The organism is Phaeodactylibacter sp., from assembly GCF_040219495.1.
In the GTDB taxonomy this organism is placed as follows: domain Bacteria; phylum Bacteroidota; class Bacteroidia; order Chitinophagales; family Saprospiraceae; genus Phaeodactylibacter.
This window is the reverse complement of record NZ_JAVJSK010000104.1, coordinates 35,965-56,157: the sequence shown is the minus strand read 5'-3', so window position 1 is coordinate 56,157 and position 20,193 is coordinate 35,965. Positions and strand designations below refer to the sequence as shown.

Annotated in this window: 20 protein-coding genes; 7 read left to right on the top strand and 13 right to left on the bottom strand. The window is 53.3% G+C overall.

Going from position 1 to position 20,193, the window contains the following annotated elements:
• Window positions 1-8: 8 nt before the first annotated feature.
• Entirely contained in the window at window positions 9-722 is a 714-nt protein-coding gene (locus tag RIC19_RS16665; RefSeq protein WP_350179478.1) for an L-type lectin-domain containing protein, read from the bottom strand.
• A 112-nt stretch (window positions 723-834) separates the two neighbouring features.
• Between RIC19_RS16665 and RIC19_RS16660 the strand changes: the two genes are divergently transcribed.
• On the top strand, window positions 835-1,722 hold the full coding sequence (locus tag RIC19_RS16660; protein WP_350179477.1) for a hypothetical protein: 888 nt from the start codon (window positions 835-837) through the stop codon (window positions 1,720-1,722).
• A 124-nt stretch (window positions 1,723-1,846) separates the two neighbouring features.
• On the opposite strand, the gene RIC19_RS16655 is transcribed toward RIC19_RS16660, so the two are convergent.
• Together RIC19_RS16655 and RIC19_RS16650 are read right to left on the bottom strand one after the other, a co-directional pair.
• Complete coding sequence (locus tag RIC19_RS16655) at window positions 1,847-2,320, bottom strand: hypothetical protein (protein WP_350179476.1); 474 nt, start codon at window positions 2,318-2,320, stop codon at window positions 1,847-1,849.
• A gap of 50 nt (window positions 2,321-2,370) precedes the next feature.
• The gene (locus RIC19_RS16650; RefSeq protein WP_350179475.1) at window positions 2,371-2,721 is read right to left on the bottom strand and encodes a phage holin family protein; all 351 of its coding nucleotides are present in this window, start codon (window positions 2,719-2,721) and stop codon (window positions 2,371-2,373) included.
• A gap of 441 nt (window positions 2,722-3,162) precedes the next feature.
• On the opposite strand from RIC19_RS16650, the gene RIC19_RS16645 reads away from it, so the two are divergent.
• Entirely contained in the window at window positions 3,163-4,275 is a 1,113-nt protein-coding gene (locus RIC19_RS16645) for a fatty acid desaturase family protein (protein WP_350179474.1), read from the top strand.
• A gap of 74 nt (window positions 4,276-4,349) precedes the next feature.
• Here the strand turns inward: RIC19_RS16645 and RIC19_RS16640 are convergent, their stop codons facing one another.
• Window positions 4,350-4,562, bottom strand: a complete 213-nt coding sequence (locus RIC19_RS16640) for an Rpn family recombination-promoting nuclease/putative transposase (protein ID WP_350179473.1) — start codon at window positions 4,560-4,562, stop codon at window positions 4,350-4,352.
• Window positions 4,563-4,702: 140 nt separating this feature from the next.
• Here RIC19_RS16640 and RIC19_RS16635 point away from each other — a divergent pair, with 140 nt between their 5' ends.
• Window positions 4,703-6,157, top strand: a complete 1,455-nt coding sequence (locus RIC19_RS16635; RefSeq protein ID WP_350179472.1) for a T9SS type A sorting domain-containing protein — start codon at window positions 4,703-4,705, stop codon at window positions 6,155-6,157.
• A 446-nt stretch (window positions 6,158-6,603) separates the two neighbouring features.
• Here the strand turns inward: RIC19_RS16635 and RIC19_RS16630 are convergent, their stop codons facing one another.
• The 3 genes from RIC19_RS16630 to RIC19_RS16620 all read right to left on the bottom strand — a co-directional run bounded on the left by RIC19_RS16630 (window position 6,604) and on the right by RIC19_RS16620 (window position 9,928).
• Window positions 6,604-7,740 carry a flavin-containing monooxygenase gene (locus tag RIC19_RS16630; protein ID WP_350179471.1) on the bottom strand — a complete coding sequence of 379 codons (1,137 nt, stop codon included), beginning with the start codon at window positions 7,738-7,740 and terminating at the stop codon, window positions 6,604-6,606.
• Complete coding sequence (locus RIC19_RS16625) at window positions 7,737-8,180, bottom strand: acyl-CoA thioesterase (protein ID WP_350179470.1); 444 nt, start codon at window positions 8,178-8,180, stop codon at window positions 7,737-7,739. The genes RIC19_RS16630 and RIC19_RS16625 overlap by 4 nt, the downstream gene beginning before the upstream one ends.
• A gap of 383 nt (window positions 8,181-8,563) precedes the next feature.
• Window positions 8,564-9,928: a T9SS type A sorting domain-containing protein gene (locus RIC19_RS16620; RefSeq protein ID WP_350179469.1), complete on the bottom strand. Its 1,365-nt coding sequence runs from the start codon at window positions 9,926-9,928 to the stop codon at window positions 8,564-8,566.
• A 330-nt stretch (window positions 9,929-10,258) separates the two neighbouring features.
• Between RIC19_RS16620 and RIC19_RS16615 the strand changes: the two genes are divergently transcribed.
• Genes RIC19_RS16615 through RIC19_RS16605 form a run of 3 tightly spaced genes read left to right on the top strand, consistent with a single transcriptional unit; the run spans window position 10,259 to window position 13,385 of the window.
• Window positions 10,259-11,788 carry a M14 family zinc carboxypeptidase gene (locus RIC19_RS16615; RefSeq protein WP_350179468.1) on the top strand — a complete coding sequence of 510 codons (1,530 nt, stop codon included), beginning with the start codon at window positions 10,259-10,261 and terminating at the stop codon, window positions 11,786-11,788.
• Between the two features lie 26 nt (window positions 11,789-11,814).
• On the top strand, window positions 11,815-12,423 hold the full coding sequence (locus RIC19_RS16610; RefSeq protein WP_350179467.1) for a DinB family protein: 609 nt from the start codon (window positions 11,815-11,817) through the stop codon (window positions 12,421-12,423).
• The gene (locus RIC19_RS16605; protein WP_350179466.1) at window positions 12,420-13,385 is read left to right on the top strand and encodes an FAD-dependent oxidoreductase; all 966 of its coding nucleotides are present in this window, start codon (window positions 12,420-12,422) and stop codon (window positions 13,383-13,385) included. The genes RIC19_RS16610 and RIC19_RS16605 overlap by 4 nt, the downstream gene beginning before the upstream one ends.
• 107 nt (window positions 13,386-13,492) lie before the next feature.
• On the opposite strand, the gene RIC19_RS16600 is transcribed toward RIC19_RS16605, so the two are convergent.
• From RIC19_RS16600 to RIC19_RS16580, 5 genes are all read right to left on the bottom strand, one after another.
• Complete coding sequence (locus RIC19_RS16600) at window positions 13,493-14,500, bottom strand: cytochrome-c peroxidase (RefSeq protein ID WP_350179465.1); 1,008 nt, start codon at window positions 14,498-14,500, stop codon at window positions 13,493-13,495.
• Between the two features lie 67 nt (window positions 14,501-14,567).
• Window positions 14,568-15,317, bottom strand: a complete 750-nt coding sequence (locus RIC19_RS16595; RefSeq protein WP_350179464.1) for an MbnP family protein — start codon at window positions 15,315-15,317, stop codon at window positions 14,568-14,570.
• 43 nt (window positions 15,318-15,360) lie between these two features.
• Window positions 15,361-15,738 (bottom strand): hypothetical protein, encoded by a 378-nt coding sequence (locus tag RIC19_RS16590; RefSeq protein WP_350179463.1) that lies wholly within the window; start codon window positions 15,736-15,738, stop codon window positions 15,361-15,363.
• 5 nt (window positions 15,739-15,743) lie between these two features.
• Complete coding sequence (locus RIC19_RS16585) at window positions 15,744-16,652, bottom strand: hypothetical protein (RefSeq protein ID WP_350179462.1); 909 nt, start codon at window positions 16,650-16,652, stop codon at window positions 15,744-15,746.
• A gap of 148 nt (window positions 16,653-16,800) precedes the next feature.
• Window positions 16,801-17,178: a hypothetical protein gene (locus RIC19_RS16580; RefSeq protein WP_350179461.1), complete on the bottom strand. Its 378-nt coding sequence runs from the start codon at window positions 17,176-17,178 to the stop codon at window positions 16,801-16,803.
• Between the two features lie 221 nt (window positions 17,179-17,399).
• On the opposite strand from RIC19_RS16580, the gene RIC19_RS16575 reads away from it, so the two are divergent.
• Complete coding sequence (locus RIC19_RS16575; protein ID WP_350179460.1) at window positions 17,400-18,332, top strand: DUF6807 family protein; 933 nt, start codon at window positions 17,400-17,402, stop codon at window positions 18,330-18,332.
• Here the strand turns inward: RIC19_RS16575 and RIC19_RS16570 are convergent.
• Complete coding sequence (locus RIC19_RS16570) at window positions 18,311-19,942, bottom strand: glycosyltransferase family protein (protein WP_350179459.1); 1,632 nt, start codon at window positions 19,940-19,942, stop codon at window positions 18,311-18,313. The genes RIC19_RS16575 and RIC19_RS16570 overlap by 22 nt on opposite strands.
• Window positions 19,943-20,193 lie beyond the last annotated feature (251 nt).

The window sequence follows — 20,193 nt, the reverse complement described above, 5'->3', positions numbered from 1 at the left end:
AGCTCATGCTACTTCCCCCGGTACACCGGCCCTGCCTCTTCCACTGGCAGCCAGGAGAGCCGGTCAAAGCAAACCTCATGGTAATTGTTATAACGCCCTGTAGCTGCGCTCACGCCCCAGTATACGATATCATTACCCAGAAAAACCGCATTTTTCAAATCCACTTCCGCAGCAATCACCTCCCGCCGGTCGATCTCCACCGATAGTCGTTGTTTTTTGGCGGACCACCTTACTGCCAGTTTGTGCTGTTGGCAGTCTTCGATATTGAGGATAGGCGTTGGGCCCGCCAGGTTGTTGTAATGCCCGACCCTGCCATTCACCATTATGGCGACGTGGTCTTCAGCCGGGTCCAGCAGGTGCTCGTTTAGCCAGGTATCGATTTCAATGCCGATCGAAGGGCGCAGCCCCGCGAAGCCGATCCCCTCCCCTCTCCAGCCCGTCAGGTTGGCGCTTGGCGCGAAAATGAAGACCATACCGTCTGCACCGGATTCATCCTTGCAGCCCAGGTAGACACTCAGCTCTATGGAAAAAGGCTCGTCCAGGCTGATGGGGCGGCGGTACCAAATGGAGCCGGAAGAATAGTCGCGCTCCTCGGTGAGACGAAAGCAATCATTGTCGGTGCGGTAAGTGTCCCCACTGATGGTAAAATCATCAATGACCGGACGCTGCGCCATTAGGCTTACGGTCAACAGGAGTGCAGAAAACAAGGCTGGCATTTTCATAGGTAAGCGGTTGAAGGTCAACTGGATAAAAACCAAACGGGATTTCGGAAAAATGGTTGGCCCAAAGATTCTATCTTTGTCGATATCTCTGCAAACCAAGAACATTAAAATCATGAACCTCTGTTATTCGAGTGCTTTCTCTGTCAAACACCTTATTCCTGTACTTCTACTTTTGGGCATTTGCCTGATGCCGCTAAATAGTCAGGCACAGCGGCGGGGTGGCAACACCCTCACGGTATCCACCAACTTCAACTACACCCCTCCTTTGAGGCCCTACAGCTACCGAAAGAGTTACATAAAGGAGTTTGAGTATACGATATTGAATTTCATTACGAGAAATTCAGGCACCTTTGTCCTTGTAGAGGGCAATTCCTATGAGTTTGTGGAAAACGGTACCTACCACCCACCAAGCAACCTGATTGGATTGGGAGCCAGCTTTCAAATTTGGAATGAGAACGGTCTGTTTCAAGATTTCTCGCTAACCAGGCTGTCACTAACCCAATCCTCTCATCAATTTCTGGTATCGGTTATTGATGATGAAGGCAACGAAGTCCCTACCCATAGCCAGGGTATTGAAGAGCGCAGCGGTGCTGTCGGGGTCCGATATGAAGTAGGTAAATACTTCGGAGAACGCCGGAGAGACTACCCTAATTTCCGGTTTGGACTATCCGCCGGGCTCGAATCGACTTTCTACGCCCATCGTACAATATCTCTGGGCCCTGGGCCTTTAAGTACCAGAGGGCACATGTTTACCATCGACCTTAGCCTGATTCCTGTCTTGTCCTTTCAGCCCACCAAACGCCTGATGATTGACGCGAAGGTCATCCCTAACTTTCTGATTGCAGACTTGGGCACAATAGAAATCGAGGACCCCTCGCTCCCGGAACAGCAGCGGCGAGCCAACCGAAAGTACGATCTGCCGGTCACCAATGTGTCCGCCAGCCTCATGGTGCGCTATGTGATCAAAGAGCCCAAGCGGAGCAGGCGGCGCAGTGATTAATTTAAAAACGCCTCCGGTCTCTTTGATCCCGGCGCTTGCGTTTGCCCATATTCATGAGTACCAGCCAGATGACAAGCATTAGCGCGATGGGCAGGAGGTAACCGGTGAGCAAGTCCTCCATGGCTTAAGGATTGGGAATCTGAACAGACAATTGAGCACTCAGTTCAGGCAGTTCCGACCGCCGTGAAGCAGGCAACCTGACGGAAAGCTTGATGTACTGACCGGGCCGTTGTTGTACCCGGAAGTAGTGAAGCTGATCGTTTTCCTCATACAAAACCTCAAATTGATCTTCACCGAATTTTTCTTCGATAATATTCAGATCAGGGTTTTGCCGCAGGTCGTCCTCAAAGTTCATGTAGTAAATATCCTCAAGGCTCCAGTTGTCCGCATTGGCATAACCTGCTATCTCGATTTTCGTTTGCCCCTGATCGGCAACAAATAGCGCAGGTTCGTCGGCAGCCCCCTTTGCCGTCAGCATAGAAAACTGAGCCGGATATTCCAGGCAAAACCCAAAATCGGTATTGCAGTATTGCTCGGACTGTGCGCAGCCGAGACCCGCCCAGAACAGTAAAGCCAGAGAAATGATATTTGCTTTCATAATGGATATTTTATGGTCTATAAGTTAACCCGATTCCGGTGAAAAACCAATTACTTTTCTTTTTCCTGCACCGTAAACTGCCCTACAAACAGGTTGAAGATAGCCATCACGATCGCAAAAAAGATGGCCCAAATCCAGCCGTCAACGTAGAAGCCGTCCAGCATCCAGTCCACCAGCAGCACCATAGCGCCATTGATCACCAGCAGGAAAAGCCCAAGGGTGAGAATGGTGATGGGCAGGGTGAGCAGGGTCAGGACCGGCCTGACAAAAAAGTTGACCATGCCGAGCAGTAAAGCTACAAGCACAGCGTTCAGGTACCCATCAATACTAACGCCGGACAGGATTTCAGCACACAGATAAACTAAAAATCCGTTGATAAGAAGGGAAAGGAGTAATCGCATGATTTTTGTTTTGTTTATAATTCAGGAACATTACGGTTCTAAGGATGTTTGATTTGTAGAGATACTGAGATACATCGGAGAAGTTACACATTTATAATCCTGGCAACAACACGGGAAGTTGGCTTCGGAGAAGTCGCGTGTCATCCCAACCGATAGAAGGTGTTCCTTATGCTCATCTCCAAATCCCCGGCTTTTCATATTTGACAAAGCACTAATCACCTCACCAATCAGCCCCAACAGTAGCAAAGTTTACGGGTTTAAATACATCACAAACTGACGTTAAGAGCGTTTTGGGATGCTGGCATAGCATCTCGTAAAACATACATGTCTTATTTTCGTCAATCTTCCACCCTATCACAAAGATTTTTAGACAATCTTTCGAATTCTATCGACAACTGTCCTATCTTCATTGATTAAATATCATCAAACAATAACGAAACCATGGCAACTTCATCTACTGTTCGTTTCAACAAAGACGATCAGCCTGAATTTTTTCAGGAACTGCGCAAGCGCGTCAATCAGCATTTTACAGACAAGGGCATTACCAAATACGCCAATAACCAAATGGTTTTCAAGACGGTATTTATGATTTCCTTGTATATCATCCCCTTAATGCTTATGCTTTCGGGCGTGGTACAGGCCACTTGGGCCATCGTACTGATGTGGGCGCTCATGTCCCTGGGCATGTCGGGGATTGGCTTCTCGGTTATGCACGATGCCAACCACGGAGCCTACTCTTCCAACCCGCGTGTCAATGACGCGCTGGGCAGTGTAATCAATCTCGTAGGAGGCTACCACATCAACTGGCGTATTCAGCATAACGTCCTGCACCATTCCTACACCAACGTACACGAGCATGACGAAGATATCGACAAAGGCATCATGCGGTTTTCTCCTGATCAGGAACGCAAGCCGGCCTTCCGTTACCAAATCTTCTACGCCCCCTTACTGTACGGCATGATGACCATCTTCTGGCTGGTGGCCAAGGACTTTATACAGACCGTCGACTACCACAAACGGGGGCTGCTCAAGGCACAGGGACTGACCTTTGGCCGGGCAATGACCTACGTGGTACTTACCAAAATAGCCTATGTGATCATTACACTCGTGTTACCTATCATGATCCTTCCCCTGGTTTGGTGGCAAACCTTACTGTGCTTCCTGATGATGCACTTCGCTTGTGGGCTGTTCCTGGCCTTTGTCTTCCAGTCTGCACACGTACTGGAGGAGACCCACTTCTTCAAGATCGATGAGAGTGGTAGCGTACAAAACAGCTGGGCGGTACACCAACTTAAAACAACCGCTAATTTCGCAGAAGGGCGGCACTTCTTCAGCTGGTTCATCGGTGGCCTCAACTATCAGGTTGAGCATCACCTTTTCCCGAATATCTGCCATGTCCACTATCCGGATATTGCCCCTATAGTGAAGGCTACTGCAAAGGAATACGGTGTGCCTTATTATGAGCACCCTACGTTTTTTGCAGCCCTGCGCAGCCATTTTACCATGCTGCATAAGCTGGGCACTGGTGCCTACGACCGGCAGTTGGCGGCTTAAACCTTGAATGGTCTCAAAAATGCAGGGCCTTCAACCATCACCGGTTGAAGGCCCTGTTTTTTGAATAGTCCGTCTTAGAGCTTGCACCGGTAGATTACATCCGTACTAAAAAGCTTTAAATGCGGGCTTAATAATTTAACTTTTTGAGGATAAAGCGTATCCAGATCGGTAATCGAAGCTATATCAGGATAAAAAAACTTGATATAGCCTTTGACAACTTCCGGATTGCTCATTACCTGTTGAAAATACCGGTCATCTGGTTGATCTACTTGGGGTTGTTGAAGCATACAGAGATTGCTTTAAGTCAAAAATATATTTTTTGTATCAAAAAATGCATTTTTAAAACTTTCATCATGGGCCTGTGCCCTAATTATCAAAAAAGTGGTACTTTGATCCAATCAGAAATATCACCTAAAAATCAATCTGTATGGACACCTTCAACCACTACCTGAAATACCTTTCCTTCAGCGCCCTTCTCCTCATTAGTCAGGCCGCGTTGGCTCAAGACCTCGTCGACTATGAATTCAAAGGCAGCCAAAGCCTAGAACAAATGCAGGCCGAGTACGGATTCCTGATGCAAAACGGCATCGAGTACTACAAAATACGGTATACCACTCCGGATATCAACGGGGTGCCCGATACCGCCTCCGGGCTACTGGTACTGCCGGTCCGGGAAGCTGAATTCCAATACCCGCTGCTTTGCTACATGCATGGCACCGTAGACAGCAAGCAGGATGTGCCCTCTAATTTATCTGGCGGCTGGGAACTGGCAGCGGTCTGGGGCGGACTGGGCTTCGTCACCGCTGCGCCGGACTTCCTGGGGCTGGGCGAATCCAGAGGCTTCCACCCCTATGTCCATGCGGATACCGAAGCATCAGCGGGCATTGATATGCTCTTCGCAGCCAAAGCTTTCTGCGAAGCAGAAGGGCCGGCCATCAACGAACAGCTGTTTATTACAGGCTATTCGCAGGGTGGGCACGGCGCGGCTGCTGTACACCGGGAGCTGGAAGCTAATTACGCCGATGACTTTACCGTGACTGCTTCTGCCCCTATGTCTGGGCCGTATAGCATCTCAGGAGTTACGCGTGCGGCCTTGCTGAGCGAAGAGCCTTACTTCTATCAGGGGTACCTCGCTTATACCGCCTTGTCGTACAACGAAGCTTATGGCCTTTTCGACAGCGTTGAAGCGTATTTCAAAAATCCCTACGCAGCACCTATTCAGGAGTTCTACGATGGGGCTATTACGCTGGGAACATTGAACAATACGCTTATCGATCTGCTGACCGCTAACGAAGGGGCACCTATTTCCCGGTACATGCTTCAGGATAGCCTCCTGACGGCAGTGGAATCCGGTGACCCCAATCACCCAATCATACAGGCGCTGGCGGATAATGATGTCTACGACTGGACACCGCAGTCTCCTACCCGGTTATATTACTGCACTGCCGATGATCAGGTGGCTTTTACCAATAGTATTCTGGCCGATTCGGTCATGAATGCCAACGGAGCTGCGGATGTGATGGCCATTGACGCCGGGGCTACGCTCAACCATACAGCTTGTGTGCAACCTGCTACGATAGCTGGTGCTTTGTTTTTCCTGGGCTACAGGGACTTGATTTCAGATGTAGCGGATGCCGGCCTGGCCAATAACATCCGGGCTTTCCCCAATCCGGTAGACCACACGCTCCACCTTCAGGGGCTTCCTCCTCAGGCGGTATTGCAGCTGTTCCATTCCAACGGGCAGGTGGTTCATCAACAGGCCATCCGCGGCTCTCAGGTTGCTATTGACATGAGCGCCCACCCTTCCGGCTTATACTTGCTCCGGGTGGAGTCAACAGAGGGGCCATTCACCCTAAAAGTCTTACACAACGGAATGCAGTAACTGTGCTGCTAACAGTTGGCCGGGAAGACACTCAATACATTAGAAACAAGCACATTCCGCACCTACGGCGCGGGGAAACCTGACCTAATTGAAGATTACCCACATACAGTCCATGGCGGGACTTCAGGGGCTTGACCGGTGCCTTATGCTTTTATGATGCGGAAGGTACGGCTCAACGCCCTTTAGCGCTCAGCCCAGCGCCTGAGCAAGGACCAGCACAGTCCCCTCTGCTCCGTTAGGGCTACAGGTGGGTAACCCGAAGATCCGAAGTCCCTGCCCACACCGTCAGGTGCGGAATGTGGACCTCTCCCTGATGCGATCCAGAGTCAGGAGAACGCTCCTTTGGCAGGTAGACGACGCCTATCACAACCCATATGGACTACTGGCGAATGGACGAGGAGCTAAAACCCAAAGGGTGAGCACCTTATCAGGCTAAACTTCTACATTTAGCCCCTTCCGAAATAATCCGCAAGCGCCTCTGCAATCCGTTCCGAATCCCGGTACACGACCCCCAGTATGCCTCCGGGCTGATAATTGTCAAAACCCAGAAAGTACAAGCCTTCGTGCGGCCCTTCCCCAATACAGCTTTTGGGCAAATGGTCTGCATTGAACAACTTGTCGCTATGCGGTAGAAAAGCCTCAAGACGGGCGTAATAACCCGTGGCCAGGATGACGGTGCTAAAGTGGTGCTCACTGCCATCCTCAAAGATCGCTCCATCAGGAGTAAAGGCTTTCAGCGCCGGCACCACCTTGATTTTCCCGGCTTTTATGGCGGCTACGGTCCCTACATCAATCACGGGCGTTTTGCCGGTTTCCCGGAGCTGACGAGCGGGCGGCACCGGTGAAGGCTTTAGGCCGTAAGGGCGCAGATTGCCAAATGCCAACCCCTGCACCTGTTGACCGATCCAGTCGCCAATAGGACGGGGCAACCTGGCCAGCGCAAAAGCCGTTTTTTGCGTAGCCCGCCCCAGGAAATCACGGGGCACAACATTCACTGCCCCCCGTACCGACAGCAAAGTAGGAATGCTAGCTTCGCTAAGGTCAAGGGCAATCTCTGCACCCGTATTGCCCATGCCGACCACCAGCACCGTTTCGCCCTGATAGGGTGCTGCGTTGCGATAATCCCGGCTATGCAGCACGGTGCCGGAAAAGTCTTCCTGATCCGCAAAGAGGGGGATATTGGGAATGCGGTTGACCCCGGTTGCGAATATAACCTGACGGGCTTTGAATGACAGCCCGTTGCTACAGGTAGCCACCCAGTCTGCGCCTTCCCGGGCAACGCGCTCCAGGCTGTGCCCGAAGTGGGGCTGAATACGGAAATGCTCCGCGTAGCCCTCCAGGTAATCGACCAGTTGCTGCCGGGATACGTACTGCGGGTAATCTTCAGGGAAAGGCAGGTAGGGCAAGTGAGAGTACTCCTTAACCGTGTGCAGGTGCACCCGCTCGTAGTGGTGGTGCCAGGCATGCCCTACTTCATGACTCTGCTCAATGATTTCAAATTCGAGCCCCCGGTGGCGCAACCGCCCGGCCATAGCCAACCCCGCCGGACCCGCTCCTACGATGAGAATCGGTGTCGTTTTCATACTTGTTGTTCTATAGCCTGCACCCTTTGCCGTAACATCTCCGGTATTGGTGCTTTACACTGTTTTTGATAGTCGTAGGTCACGATCGTCGCGTTTGCAATAGCAACGAGGCGTTGATGCTGCTGACTGTACATTTTGCAATGCATGACAAACCGGTCCGCGCCCATTTCCGTGACCTTGATCCCCAGCGTAATCGTATCCGGATAGCGCACCGGAAAGAGGTACTTGCAGTCCTGCTTGCCCAGGATGACCCCGGGCAGCCCTTCCTGCTCGAGTACGACCGGGTACTCCAGACGGTCTAGGTAAATCACCCGCGCGTGCTCAAACCAACGCAGGTAGACCACGTTGTTGACATGATAAGCCGCGTCCATCTCCCCCCATTGCACCGTGATGTCTGTCTGTACGGCGAAGTCTGCCAACTCTGAAATTGCCGAAGCCATATGTTGTTTTTGAACGGGCAATATAACTACTTTCCGGCGACAATGAAGCGGTGCACCCGATGACGTGTGTATAACAAATTGCACAAAACAGAAAGTGACTACCTGCTATCAATACCAGAAGTGCAACACTCTGCATTTAAGCGCGGTAGCTGCTGGGGTAGAGCTTCCCGCTCTGCTCCAGCTTATCCACGAATGCTGCCAGGCTATTCAAGTGGTGCAATTTGTTATGCACACCCGATGACCCTGCGCCCCTAATCGCCAGATCTGATAAACACCAGGCTGTGCGCATTGCCCGAAAGGATTTATCCAGCGGCAGCTTCATAAAGACTAAGCTATCTAAAGCCCCCATTCATTGCTCTTCGGCAAATAGATTCGCGGACAAATTACTGCTTTATGAATGGCAGTGGACGTTGCTGCCCATCGGGCAAAAGCACCGATAGTACGTACCAGCCTTTTGGCAGACTGCTGATATCAACCCGATTGCCGGACTGCTGCAATCTACCCGACAGTAGTAATTGACCGGAAGCGGCCCGGATTTCGTAGCCCACGGGTCCGGAATACTCAGACCTGGAGATTTGAAGGCTTCCTGTTGCCGGATTGGGGAAAAGTTTCCAGTCCGTTCTTCCATTGAATACATCCGTTGAAGTAAGTGCTTCCACTACCCGGAAACGGACAGGAATGAGGGTTGACAGCCCAAAAATATTCCCATCATCCCGTGCTTTAAACACGATCTGATAGGGGGCATCCCGGAAATCTTCCGGTTCCACAACCCACTGGAAAGTAGCCTCTGCCAAAGGCGCAGCGGGAAGAGAGTCAAAAGTAGCCGGGTTCCCAAAGTACTCCAATAAGCCGCCAGTGCAGGTGAGTTGCAGGGGCTCGCCAAAAGGTTCGCTGAGTGCAGCCGCATCAATGATGACGGTATCCCCCACCAGCACTTCCCGTTCGGTAGCAAGCTGGCTCAGGCTTAGAATGGGGGGCAATAACGCTCCCGGACTACAGAAAATCAACATATCCCGGACAACAACATCCTGAAGGGTGTCGTTTCGGTAAGTCCGGACCTGAATAGCAAAAACATACTCCCCGGGTTGATCACTTTGGAAGTTGAACACTCCCGTTATTGGATCAAGACTCACCGCTGCAAGTTGATCTTCGTAATTCGGCAACTCAGTGTCTATATCCTGATTGGGCGCAACTAAATGGTAGGCAATACTGTCACCATCCTGGTCAAAGGCATTTGGGGTGTGCTGAAACAACCGGCTTTCCATAGCGTTGTCTACTGCCATGGGTTCATAATTGACCGGGCTGTGATTAGGGGTATTATCATTGGTGACATTCACCAGTGATTGTACGTGAAACCGCACCTGATCGGAGTTGGGGAAATTTAAATTCAAGATACCTCCGTTCCGGTTAGGCTCCGTGATGCTTAAGATGTAGGCCCCTTTGGCTTCGTAAGTATGCGTATGCTTATAAATGCTCAATGTGGCGCTTGTGCCCGGGACAGGCTCCCCGTCAGGTATCCCGTCGCCATCAATATCCGGACCGTTAGACCGGACTACCCGGTCGCAGTTTCCATCTCCCCAACATAGCGTTATAGAGTCGCGGCCTCCACTGGAATGATATAAGTACCCTTCGGCTTCTACCGTAAGCGGGTCAATTTGCCGAAAGGCGATTTCACCTCCGATTAAATGGGTAGCGTACAGGGAAAAACTGAGGCATACCCCGATTAGTGCAGGTACAATTGATTTCATAGCTTGATGTTTTTTTCGGCGTATAGTCTGACAACTTGAGATTTGTAAAAATATGACGAAGCTGTTTTTTTTGCTCGCAAGGCAAAAAACGTAGGCGATGCCTACACGAAGCGCGGGATAGGGCCTCACGGTGAAGTCGGCGTCCCAGTTAACCGGGATTGACGCAGCGACGATCAGAGAAGCTAAAAAGAGCAAGCCAGAATTCACACCACGCAGTAGACGCGAAGCAAAATCTCGGGTTGTTTGACTCTATCTTTTTCAAGATACAGCAAAGCTTCCACACTATCAACAAAGAATCCCTATTTTGCCGTAAAGTGTAAAACATTATCCATGAAATACTTTTTACCTTTTTGCATGCTGGCGCTGCTTACAGTTGCAGGCTGCAAAAACGCTCCGAGTGAGACCGACGCCCCACTTCAGGGAGCAGTCGATTCCATCAATCAGTCCCCCCCCCGGCCCGGTAGCCCGCCCCTTGCCGCCCGGCTGTACGAAGCCTTTGAGCAATACCGGGAGCCCGCTATCACCAACCTGCGCTTTAAGCATTCCGATATCACAGCTTTGCTCGACAGCCTGCCCCCGGAGTTTGAAGTCACCGTACTCGGAGCGTCGGTGGAAGGGCGAAGCATCTCCGAAGTACAACTGGGCGAGGGCCCGACGCCTGTACTCCTATGGTCACAAATGCACGGTGATGAGCCCACGGCTACCATGGCTATTATGGATATATTCAACTTTTTCCAGGCCCGTGGCGATGGGTTTGACAGCCTGAGGGCAGAGATCAAAGAAGCATTGACCCTGCATTTCATCCCTATGCTCAACCCGGATGGCGCCGAGCGCTATCAGCGCCGCAATGTGCTGGATGTTGACCTCAACCGGGATGCGCTGCGGCTGCAAAGCCCCGAATCGAAGATCCTCAAAGCTGCCCGCGACCGTACACAGGCGGTCTGGGGCTTCAACCTGCACGATAAAAACCGCTACTATGCCGCTGGCGACAGCCCGGAGACGGCTTCGGTTTCCTTCCTGGCCCCGGCGTTCAACACAGACAAGGACATCAACGAAGGCAGGGCCGATGCCATGCAGCTTATTGTACTGATGGACGAAGTGCTGCAACAATACATTCCCGGCAAGACCGGCCGCTACGATGACACCTTCGAGCCCCGCGCCTTCGGGGATAATATGCAGAAGTGGGGCACCAACACCGTCCTGATCGAAAGCGGTGGCCTGAAGGGCGACCGGGAAAAACAGTACCTTCGGCGGCTTCACTTCACCATTTTGCTGACGGCTTTTGAGGCTATGGCCAATGGCACTTACGAAAACTGGCCCCGGGAAGCCTACGAGGACATCCCCTACAACGAGAGCGGGGACTTCCATGACCTCATCATCCGCAATGCCAACCGCCTCTACGAAAGCCAGTCCTTCCTGACCGACCTCGCCTTCCGCCACCGGGAGATCGACTATCAAGATGCCCGGAAATACTACCTGCGCGGTAGCCTGACCGACCTCGGCGACATGTCCACTTACCATGGGTATGAAGAATTTGATGCGGCCGGCTACACGATCGTTCCCGGTAAGGTCTACGCCAAAGCATTACCCGATGTGGCGGCGCTGCGGCAAACGGACCTCCAAAGCCTGGTCCGGCAAGGCTATACGGATTTTCAAATCACCAACCTCCCCCACTCCAGTGTCTCGGCACAGTGGCCGGTAGCTTTGCTTGCCCCCGGCAAGCAGCCCAACAATACCATTTACCAATACGGCAACCCCAGTTTCCTACTGGAAAAAGCGGGCCAATACGACTACGTAGTGGTCAACGGCTTTATCTACAGCCTGTTGGAGCAAAACCCTGCCTTTGATTTGCCACAATAGAGACAAAAACAGCCAAAAATATTTCCATGCAACCCTTTTATCTACTGAGCTTTTTGCTCTTGTTCCTCAGCACCACGGCCCAAACCCAAACCATCATGCCCAAAGACACGCTACCCTACCAACAAATCCCCGAAGCTCCGGAGACCTACACCAGCAGCGCCACCGTGGCCCGGATGATTGACGGGCTGGGCTTCCGCTACTACTGGGCGACCGAAGGGCTGACTCCTGCCGACCTCAAGTACAAGCCCAGCGAAGAAGGCCGTACGATACTGGAGACGCTAACCCACATTCATGGCTTAGCCTCCATGGTCTACAACAGTGCCTTCCAGCAACCCAATAAACGCCCGGCAACACCGGCACCAGAAGATTTTGAAACCTTAAGGCGCACGACCCTCCTGAAACTTAAAGCGGCAAGCGATCAGTTCCGGGCCGCCAATACCAACGAGATGGCAACGTTCGACCTGATCTTTGAGCGGGACGGCGTTCAGTCTACCGTACCCTTTTGGCATCAGCTCAATGGGCCGATTGCTGATGCACTCTGGCACGTTGGGCAGGTCGTGGCCTTCCGGCGCGCGGCTGGCAACCCGGTCTTTCCGGGCATCAACTGGTTCCAGGGCAAAGCTATGGACAAATGACTCGGTTAATCGTCGTTGGCGCAGGCATCTCGGGGCTAACTACTGCGGTCCGGCTGCAAGAAGCCGGTTTTGATGTTAGCATTTACGCGCGGGAGCTCCCACAGGACACGACTTCGGCTGTAGCCGCTGCGATCTGGTTCCCGTATGCGGTAAAGCCCGTACAGGCTGCCAATCGTTGGAGTGCTGAGTCGTACCTGGCCTTTGAGCAGCTTTCGCAACAGCCCGGGACCGGCGTTAGCATGACCGACTTCCTGGTCCTCACCCGCCCGGGCCTCGACAACAGCTGGCGGGAAGAATTGCCCGAAGGCGCTGTTCGCCTGGCCCGTCCGGAAGAGTTGCCGGCAGGCTACGAAATGGGCTACCTGGCCCGGGTGCCCTTAGCCGAAACACAACAGTACCTCCCCTATTTACTAGAGCGCTTCCGCGAAAGCGGGGGCTCCCTTCAGCAAAAGGCAGTGACCGATCTGCGCCAGCTGTTTCAGGAAGCGGATGGCGTGGTCAATTGCGCCGGTTTAGGTGCCAGTTTACTTTGCCAGGACGAGACCCTTTACCCCATCCGAGGACAGGTGGTAAAGGTGCAAAAACAGCCCGGGGCCCGCTCCATGGTCGACTCCATGGACAAAGGCAAGCTGGCTTACATTATTGAGCGCAGCGACAGCATCATTCTGGGCGGCACCGACTACGATCATGATTACAACACTTCTCCCACTCCGGAAGACACGAGGGTGATTTTAGACCGCTGCGCTCAGCTCCAACCCGCTTTATCCCAGCCGGCAGTTATTGCCGCTGCAGCAGGGTTGCGCCCCAAGCGCCCGTCCATCCGCTGCGAAAGAGAGCCGGATCAGCCTGTGGTCCATAATTACGGGCATGGTGGGGCGGGGTTTACCGTATCCTGGGGCTGCGCGGAGGAGGTGGTGCGGATCATTAGGCGGGTGTTTATTAGACTCGATGCGCGGGGATGATTACAGGGTTAAAATAGCGCTGCCTCTTCCCACTGCACTGACCCGACGCATCAAGTCTATTCCATCAGTCGCTCCGCTCGTGTACCACAACCGCCTGATTTTATCTCCTACTGAAATCTGGGATCCGTCAAAAAAGCAGTATCCGTAAGGGTATGCAGGAAGGCCTCCAAATCTAACAGTTGCTGCTCGGAAAGCTGCAGGGGGCGAATACGGGCATCCTTATTGGGATGGGCGGTGCCACCGCTGTTGTAATGCTGTAGCACGGCCTGCAAATCCGGCAGGCTGCCATCGTGCATGTAAGGGGCTGTCATCGTAATATTGCGCAGGGTAGGTACCCGGAAGACGCCGTCGTCTTCGGGCAGTCCCGTGACCCGGCGGCGGCCCCAGTCCTCGTAGGTGGTGTACAAGCCGTTGTTGAAGAAGCCGTTTTCGGTGAAGTTAAAGCTGCCGTGGCAACTGCTGCAATCGGTCTGCTCGCTGAAAAAGAGCAGACGGCCGCGCTCCTGTGCGGGGCTTAGGCTGACTTCGCCCATCAGATACTGATCATAGGTACTATTGGCACTGATGAGGGTGCGCTGAAAGGCACCCAGAGCCCGGGTGATGGTAAAAGGGTTGGCTAAATCACCATAGGCTTTCTCAAACGCATCCCGATAGTAAGGATCTTCATTCAGGCGATCTGCTGCCTGTAATACAGATAGCCCCATTTCCGCATGATCCTCTATGGGTACTAATGCCTGTAAATCCAGCTTAGGTACGCCTCCGTCCTTATTGACCACGCTCAGGTACGCAAGATTGGCGAGCGTAGGTGAATTACGGAAACCCAGCCTGCCTTTCACACCGGGGCTGATGGGCAAATCATCGGCAAAGGCAAGGGCTTGCTTATGGCAGGAGGCACAGGAAATGGTGGAATCCATAGACAGAGCAGGCTCGTAAAACAGCTGTTTGCCCAAAGCGACCCGGGCTTCCGTCAGTTTGTTGTCTTCGGGAATAGACGGGTACGGGAAATGCGGTGGTAATTCCAGCACATAGGGCGTAAGGTCTACCGGAGATGCCGGCTCTTGTTCACAGGAAGGAAAGACCAGCAACAATAGCATGAACAGTGGAGAGTACCGCATATCAGAAGATTATTAACCAGGCTCAGAAAAGAAAGGGTTGCCCACCATAGCAGGCAACCCTTTAGCTTTAATGCATCATACTAAACGCGCCCGCGATGTTGTCCCGAACTGCCGCTGCCAGTTCCGGATTATTCATGGTGTGCGTGGAATAGTCCGTAGATAAGTCGATGCCCTCAAAGAGCTTCGCCAGATCGAACTGCAGGTGGAGCATATTGCTGCCGTCTTCCACATCCTTGTGGGCAGTGACAGAGACATTTTGCAACATATTGGCGGTGCCCAGGTGGAAGGCCATTGACTCGTCTACCTCACCATCACCATCAGTGTCTACCTGTCCATCAATACGCAGGAAGCGGTAGCCGGAGTTCCAGTTCCAGTGCATAGCCGGGAATTGTATCGACAGCGGGTCATCCGCATTGCGGCTCGTAAAGTCACCTTCCGATTGGCTATTGTTGGTTGGGTCTACGCCCACGAAGAAGTTTACCATGTGATAGTGACCGGCCGGTACGGTAGTGACCTCCTGCATGCCTGCTTCCGGAGTTACGAGCAGGTACTTGCCCGCTACAGGGATAGCGTCACCTTCTTCGGGCATCAGCTCAATCCCTCCTACGTAAAAGTTGGCAATGCTGAACTTTACAGCCGTACCGTTGACATCATACACTTGTGTGGTATCAAAAGCAGCCCCGTCAATGGTGTATTCAAACATCATATTGACCGTACCCTCCTGTACGGCAGGGGTATCGTCCTCGTTGTCGCAAGCGGTGAAAGAAAGGGCGAAGGCGGCCAGAAGGGCCAGGGTGGAAAATTTAATTTTTGTCATTAGTCGATTTTTAAATTTAAGTTATTGAGAAATTAATTCAAATTCATTGAATGCGAACCGGAACAACGGCATTTGTCGTGTTCTGGTCATGATCATCCGCCTCTACCCGGAGCTCATAAGCACCAGGCGTGAGGCCAGTGAGTGGAAACGCCAGCCGCACCTCATGCCGCAGGGCATGCAAATGCTGCTTGTCTACCAGTGTGGGCATGCCATCTTCGGCTACCAGCCAAATAAAGTAAGTGTGCAGCCCGAGGTTTTCTGAGAAGTCCACGTGCACGGGCATCATATCCCCAACCGACAAGGTGGTATCCATTGCCGGTGCCAGGATGTTGATATCCGGCTCTGTCGTATCAATAAGTGCTTCCTTCTGACAGCCGTATAGGACGGCAATACATACAGGAAGCCAGATCAGTTTTCGCATATTGGTCAAAAAAAGTAATTGAGGTGAAAGGCCACGCGCGAGCGGGCTTCCACCAGTCCGGTATTCCAATCTTGTTGCAGGGGCAGGCTGTAAGTGACGCCAAGGTTGTAGCGCTGCCAGAAGACCTCTGCACCGGCATTGGCCAGCCAGGCATTGCCGCCCGTATAAGTACGGTAGTAACCCTGCTCAATATCCCATTCGGCCTGCTCGTAGTAGAGCCCCAGGTTCGGCATAACACTGGCCCCGCCAATTCGCTCCACCCGGAAGAGGCTCAGCAGACCAGCAAAGCGGTTGCCAAACTGATAGCCATTCTGACCCGCGCCATTGAGCCGGTAGGTGGCATCGAGCAGCAAGCCCGTTCGACCGCTGCGTGCGGTATAATTGAGGTTGAATAAAGCATCCCAACTGCCAGTCCCCACCTGAAAATTGGGGTTGACCACCTCATTGGCAGCCGGCTGCTGAAAGGCGCCGGTCGGGGCTTTCCCCCCTACACCCGCTACGATACGGTGGCGTACCTTTAGCTGCAGGCTGTCACTGTTATCAAACAGGGTATAACTGAGCAGCCCGGCCACATCACCCAGCCCACGCACCGTGCGGGGCCCATTGGCATCCTGCCGGAGGTGGTAGGCGTAAGGCAACATAAGAGTGGCTTGCAACCGCGGGTGGATTTCCCAGCGGGCGCGAATTTCCAGACTGTTGAAATACTCGTCCTGTGGCAACTGCCCGCTTTCAAAAACCGGATCTGTGAATGTCCGGTAGTGCTGATGCTGCCACCAGAAGCCTACGAAGTGCCCGCCGAGGCTGGGCATTAGCGCGGCATAGGACGGGGACATGCTACAGCCACAGGCATCACAACCCCATACAGGCGCAGCCAACAGAAGCAGCGCCCCAATCCAAAAAGATCGGAATAACATGAATGTGTGTTTACATAAACCTAAACCATACGCCTGTACGGGAGGCACACGCCTGTACAAATTGCCATAGGCAGTCGAACAGACCGGCCTACCCGTTGGGAGCGTACATGAGGAGGCAGAAACGCCTCAAAGAGCAAAAAGGGAAATTTTATCCCCTTGGTGGATGGAAAACCCCGGAGGAGAGCAGTTGTGGCCGGAGCATGGTTGCTGCCGGCAGGGGGGTAAAAGCGTAGAGATCACGCTCTACAGAAAGGACGTAGTGAGCCGGTAAAAAAGGCGACAAGCCGGTACGCTGATCTTCAATCAGCGGTGCCTGATCACCATCCTGCTCATGGCCTAATGCCGCGCTTGTGACCTCTTGCACATAGCAACGGCCGCTGCACATGAGCTCGGGCTCAAAGCGATTCTCGCAGAGCTCGCTGGCAATGTAGGCTTGATTGTACGACAACCAGGCTGTCACGGCTGGCAGAAATGCCACCTGTGACAGGACCAGAAGTAGTAACGGTATGGCCCACATTTGCTTCATGCTGCAAAGATAAGGGGATTTTGGGTTCTTACGCAAGTTAAGTTTTGTCATTCGGCGGGCAATAGAGGGCAAACCATCAGCTTCCACACTCTGCTTAAGCGCAATAACGATGTAGACGACCGCTCCTGCCAGCTGGCTGCAGTGCCTGATTCAAACAAACCCGTAACAAGCCGCCGCAGCTGTAGCTGCAAATTTTACTATCTTCCCTTCAAAATCCTGCTATGCGACTCACCCTTTTCATGTTGAGCCTGATCACACTATCCGGTGCCACCGCCCAGCCCTTCGAATTCCGGCAGGAGCTCGATGCGCTCAGCCTTTACTATGGCGAACAGCCCTGCTTTGCTTATCAGACCGGCACCCTGGCTTACAATGATGCTTACCCCCGCTCTAATTACCTCCACCCCGTTTACGGGCTCAGCGGTGCGCTGCTCACCCAGGACTTCCCGGAAGACCACCGCCACCACCGGGGCATTTTCTGGACCTGGCATCAGCTCTACGCAGGCAAGGTGCGGGTAGGTGACCCGTGGCTGTGCGAGGGCATCCGCTGGGAGGTAACCGTGACGGGCAAGCAGGCGCAGCGAAAACGGGCCGGCCTGCAGGCGGTGGTCTATTGGCTGGCTGCAGCGGATGCACCTCCGGGGGTGCCAGATACCCTTGTACGGGAAGACGTCCGCCTGTACGTCCGCCAAAAAGGCAAGGATATCCGTATTCTTGACTTCGACATACAGCTTACTGCAATGGCGCCTGGCATCCGCATTGGAGGATCCGAAGACGCAAAGGGCTACAGTGGGTTTTCGGTCCGGCTCAACACCACTAACCCGCTCACTTTTTCTAATGCCAGTGGGGAAATCACGCCTAAGGCCACTGCCGTAGAAGCCGGCGGGTGGGTGCGGGCGAGTGGCAGCTTCAACGCCCGCTTACCAGAACAAACGGCAGTAGTGATGATGTGCGAGCCGCAGCAATTGCCTCAATTTCAGGGATGGATTTTGCGTAAGCAGAATAGCATGCAAAATCCGGCTTTCCCGGGTGCCACAGCAATTGAATTATCAGAGCGTGAGCCACTCCGCTTCCGCAACCGGCTGATCCTGCACCGGGGCGAGCTGAAGGATAAAAAAGTAGAACGGCTCTACCGTCAGTTTTTGCGCAAGCGGTAAATACCCAGAATCTTGGTCTGCCCGGCGTAGATGGCGTGCACTTCTTCGCCCCTGTAAAGCCCGCTCCGGTTCAGGGCCTGGTCTAGCTCCGACCGCCACACCCGGTAGTCGGAAAGGAAGTAATCCGCAGCGGCAGGGTCTTCGGTCAGCTCGAAACGGGCGCGCAGCTCGGGGTGCAGGTACTCGTAGTTGAGCGTGGCCGGATAGGACTGATACGCCACCTTAATGACCGGGCGCGCATCCAGCTCTGCCAGGGCTTCAAAGCCTTGCTTGTAAGACGTGCCCCAGTAGTCGAGGTCATACTGCCCAAGTTGATTGCCCCGGATCAGCGCATTGAAGAAAACGTTTTGGTGCGGGTGGTTCACCACCATCCACATCAGCAGGTAAAGGCCCTGTAAACCAAGACCGCCTATCAGCACCTTGCGCCACCACTTTTGGCTGCCCGCCCATTCCCAAACGGCTTTTGTACCCAGTACGGCGAGGTAGAGCAGGCTCGGATAGACAAAAAACAGATGCCGCCAGCCATCATAGACCACCGACTCCAAAACGATGATCGCCAGGATGGGCGCAATCACAAGCCCCAGGCTCGCCCAGTCTTTCCGATCTTCCGGAGTCGCCCAGATGCTAGAGGGCCGCTTCCGCAAATTGGACCAGGCGCGGGGCAGTAAACTCAGAGTGCCCGTCAGCGCCAATACCAGGTAAAGTAGTGGGGTGGAAATCCCAATCCAAACCGGGATGTACTGCCAGGGGATGTCGGGGCCGGCGTAAAACTGCCCGTTGAAGAGCACTTTCCCGCCCCAGCCGTACTGCGACATGATCTCAAAGGCTTCAAAAAACTGTAACTGCGGATCGGGCCAAAGGTAGGGCCAAAACACCACCGTTGCCCAGTAGGCCATCGGGAGATAGACCCCCAGCCCAATGATCCGTTTCCACCATAGCGGGCGTGTCCCGGCTTTCCCCACCAAAATATCCGCTAAGAACAAAAAAACCGTCATCACGGGCATGAGCATCCCAATGATACGCATGCCGATCAGCATACCACAAGCCAGAGCGTGCAATAGGGCCGTGCCAATACCCGGGCGCAGCCACAACCGGTACAGCGTCCAGCTGCTGATCACAAACAAAGACAGAAAAGGCAGGTCTTTAGGATTGAAAAAGGAATGCGCGAACAGGCGCGGGCTGAGCACCCAGAAGGTAGCACCCAGCAGTGCCCATCCCCAGTGCCCGAAGCGGCGCAGCAGAAGGCGGAAAAAGACGATACCCGCCAGCCAGTACAACAGAAAAACGGCCAAATGCCGCATCCGGAATTGCTGCCGGAAGGAGTTCAGCCCCCAGGCTTCTTCCAGCCAGGCCATGGGCAGGGTAAACCAGACCCCGTGGTAGCGGTACATGTACTCGTGCAGCTGCCGCCAGTCGTACTGCTGATCGGTCAGATCAAACTGCTGATTGACATACTCCGCAGATACGAAACCGTGCTGCCGCTGCAGGGCTTCATCCCAGGACATACCATAGCCTCCGTAAAGCGCCAGCCCAAGCCCGAGGTAGACCGTGAAAAACAGGGCCGGCCAGCGGTAGCCCGGCACTTTCCACAACTGCTGCCATTTTTCCATGGCGTAAAGCTACGAAAATGAATATTTTGCCCGCATGACAACTCAAAACTGATGGAAACCGGACATGAGTCACCCAGCGTTAGTGGATTGTAAAGTTTGAAACTACGGGTAGAACCGACCGCTTATGCTGCAAGGCTTCGGAGCAGTTACACCCTCGTAATCCTGGAAACAGGTCGAAGCCCCGCGCTGCTGCTTCAGCAATAGATTCCCGTTCTTAGAAACCGTAGCATAAATTAAAGTTGCGGCTTTAG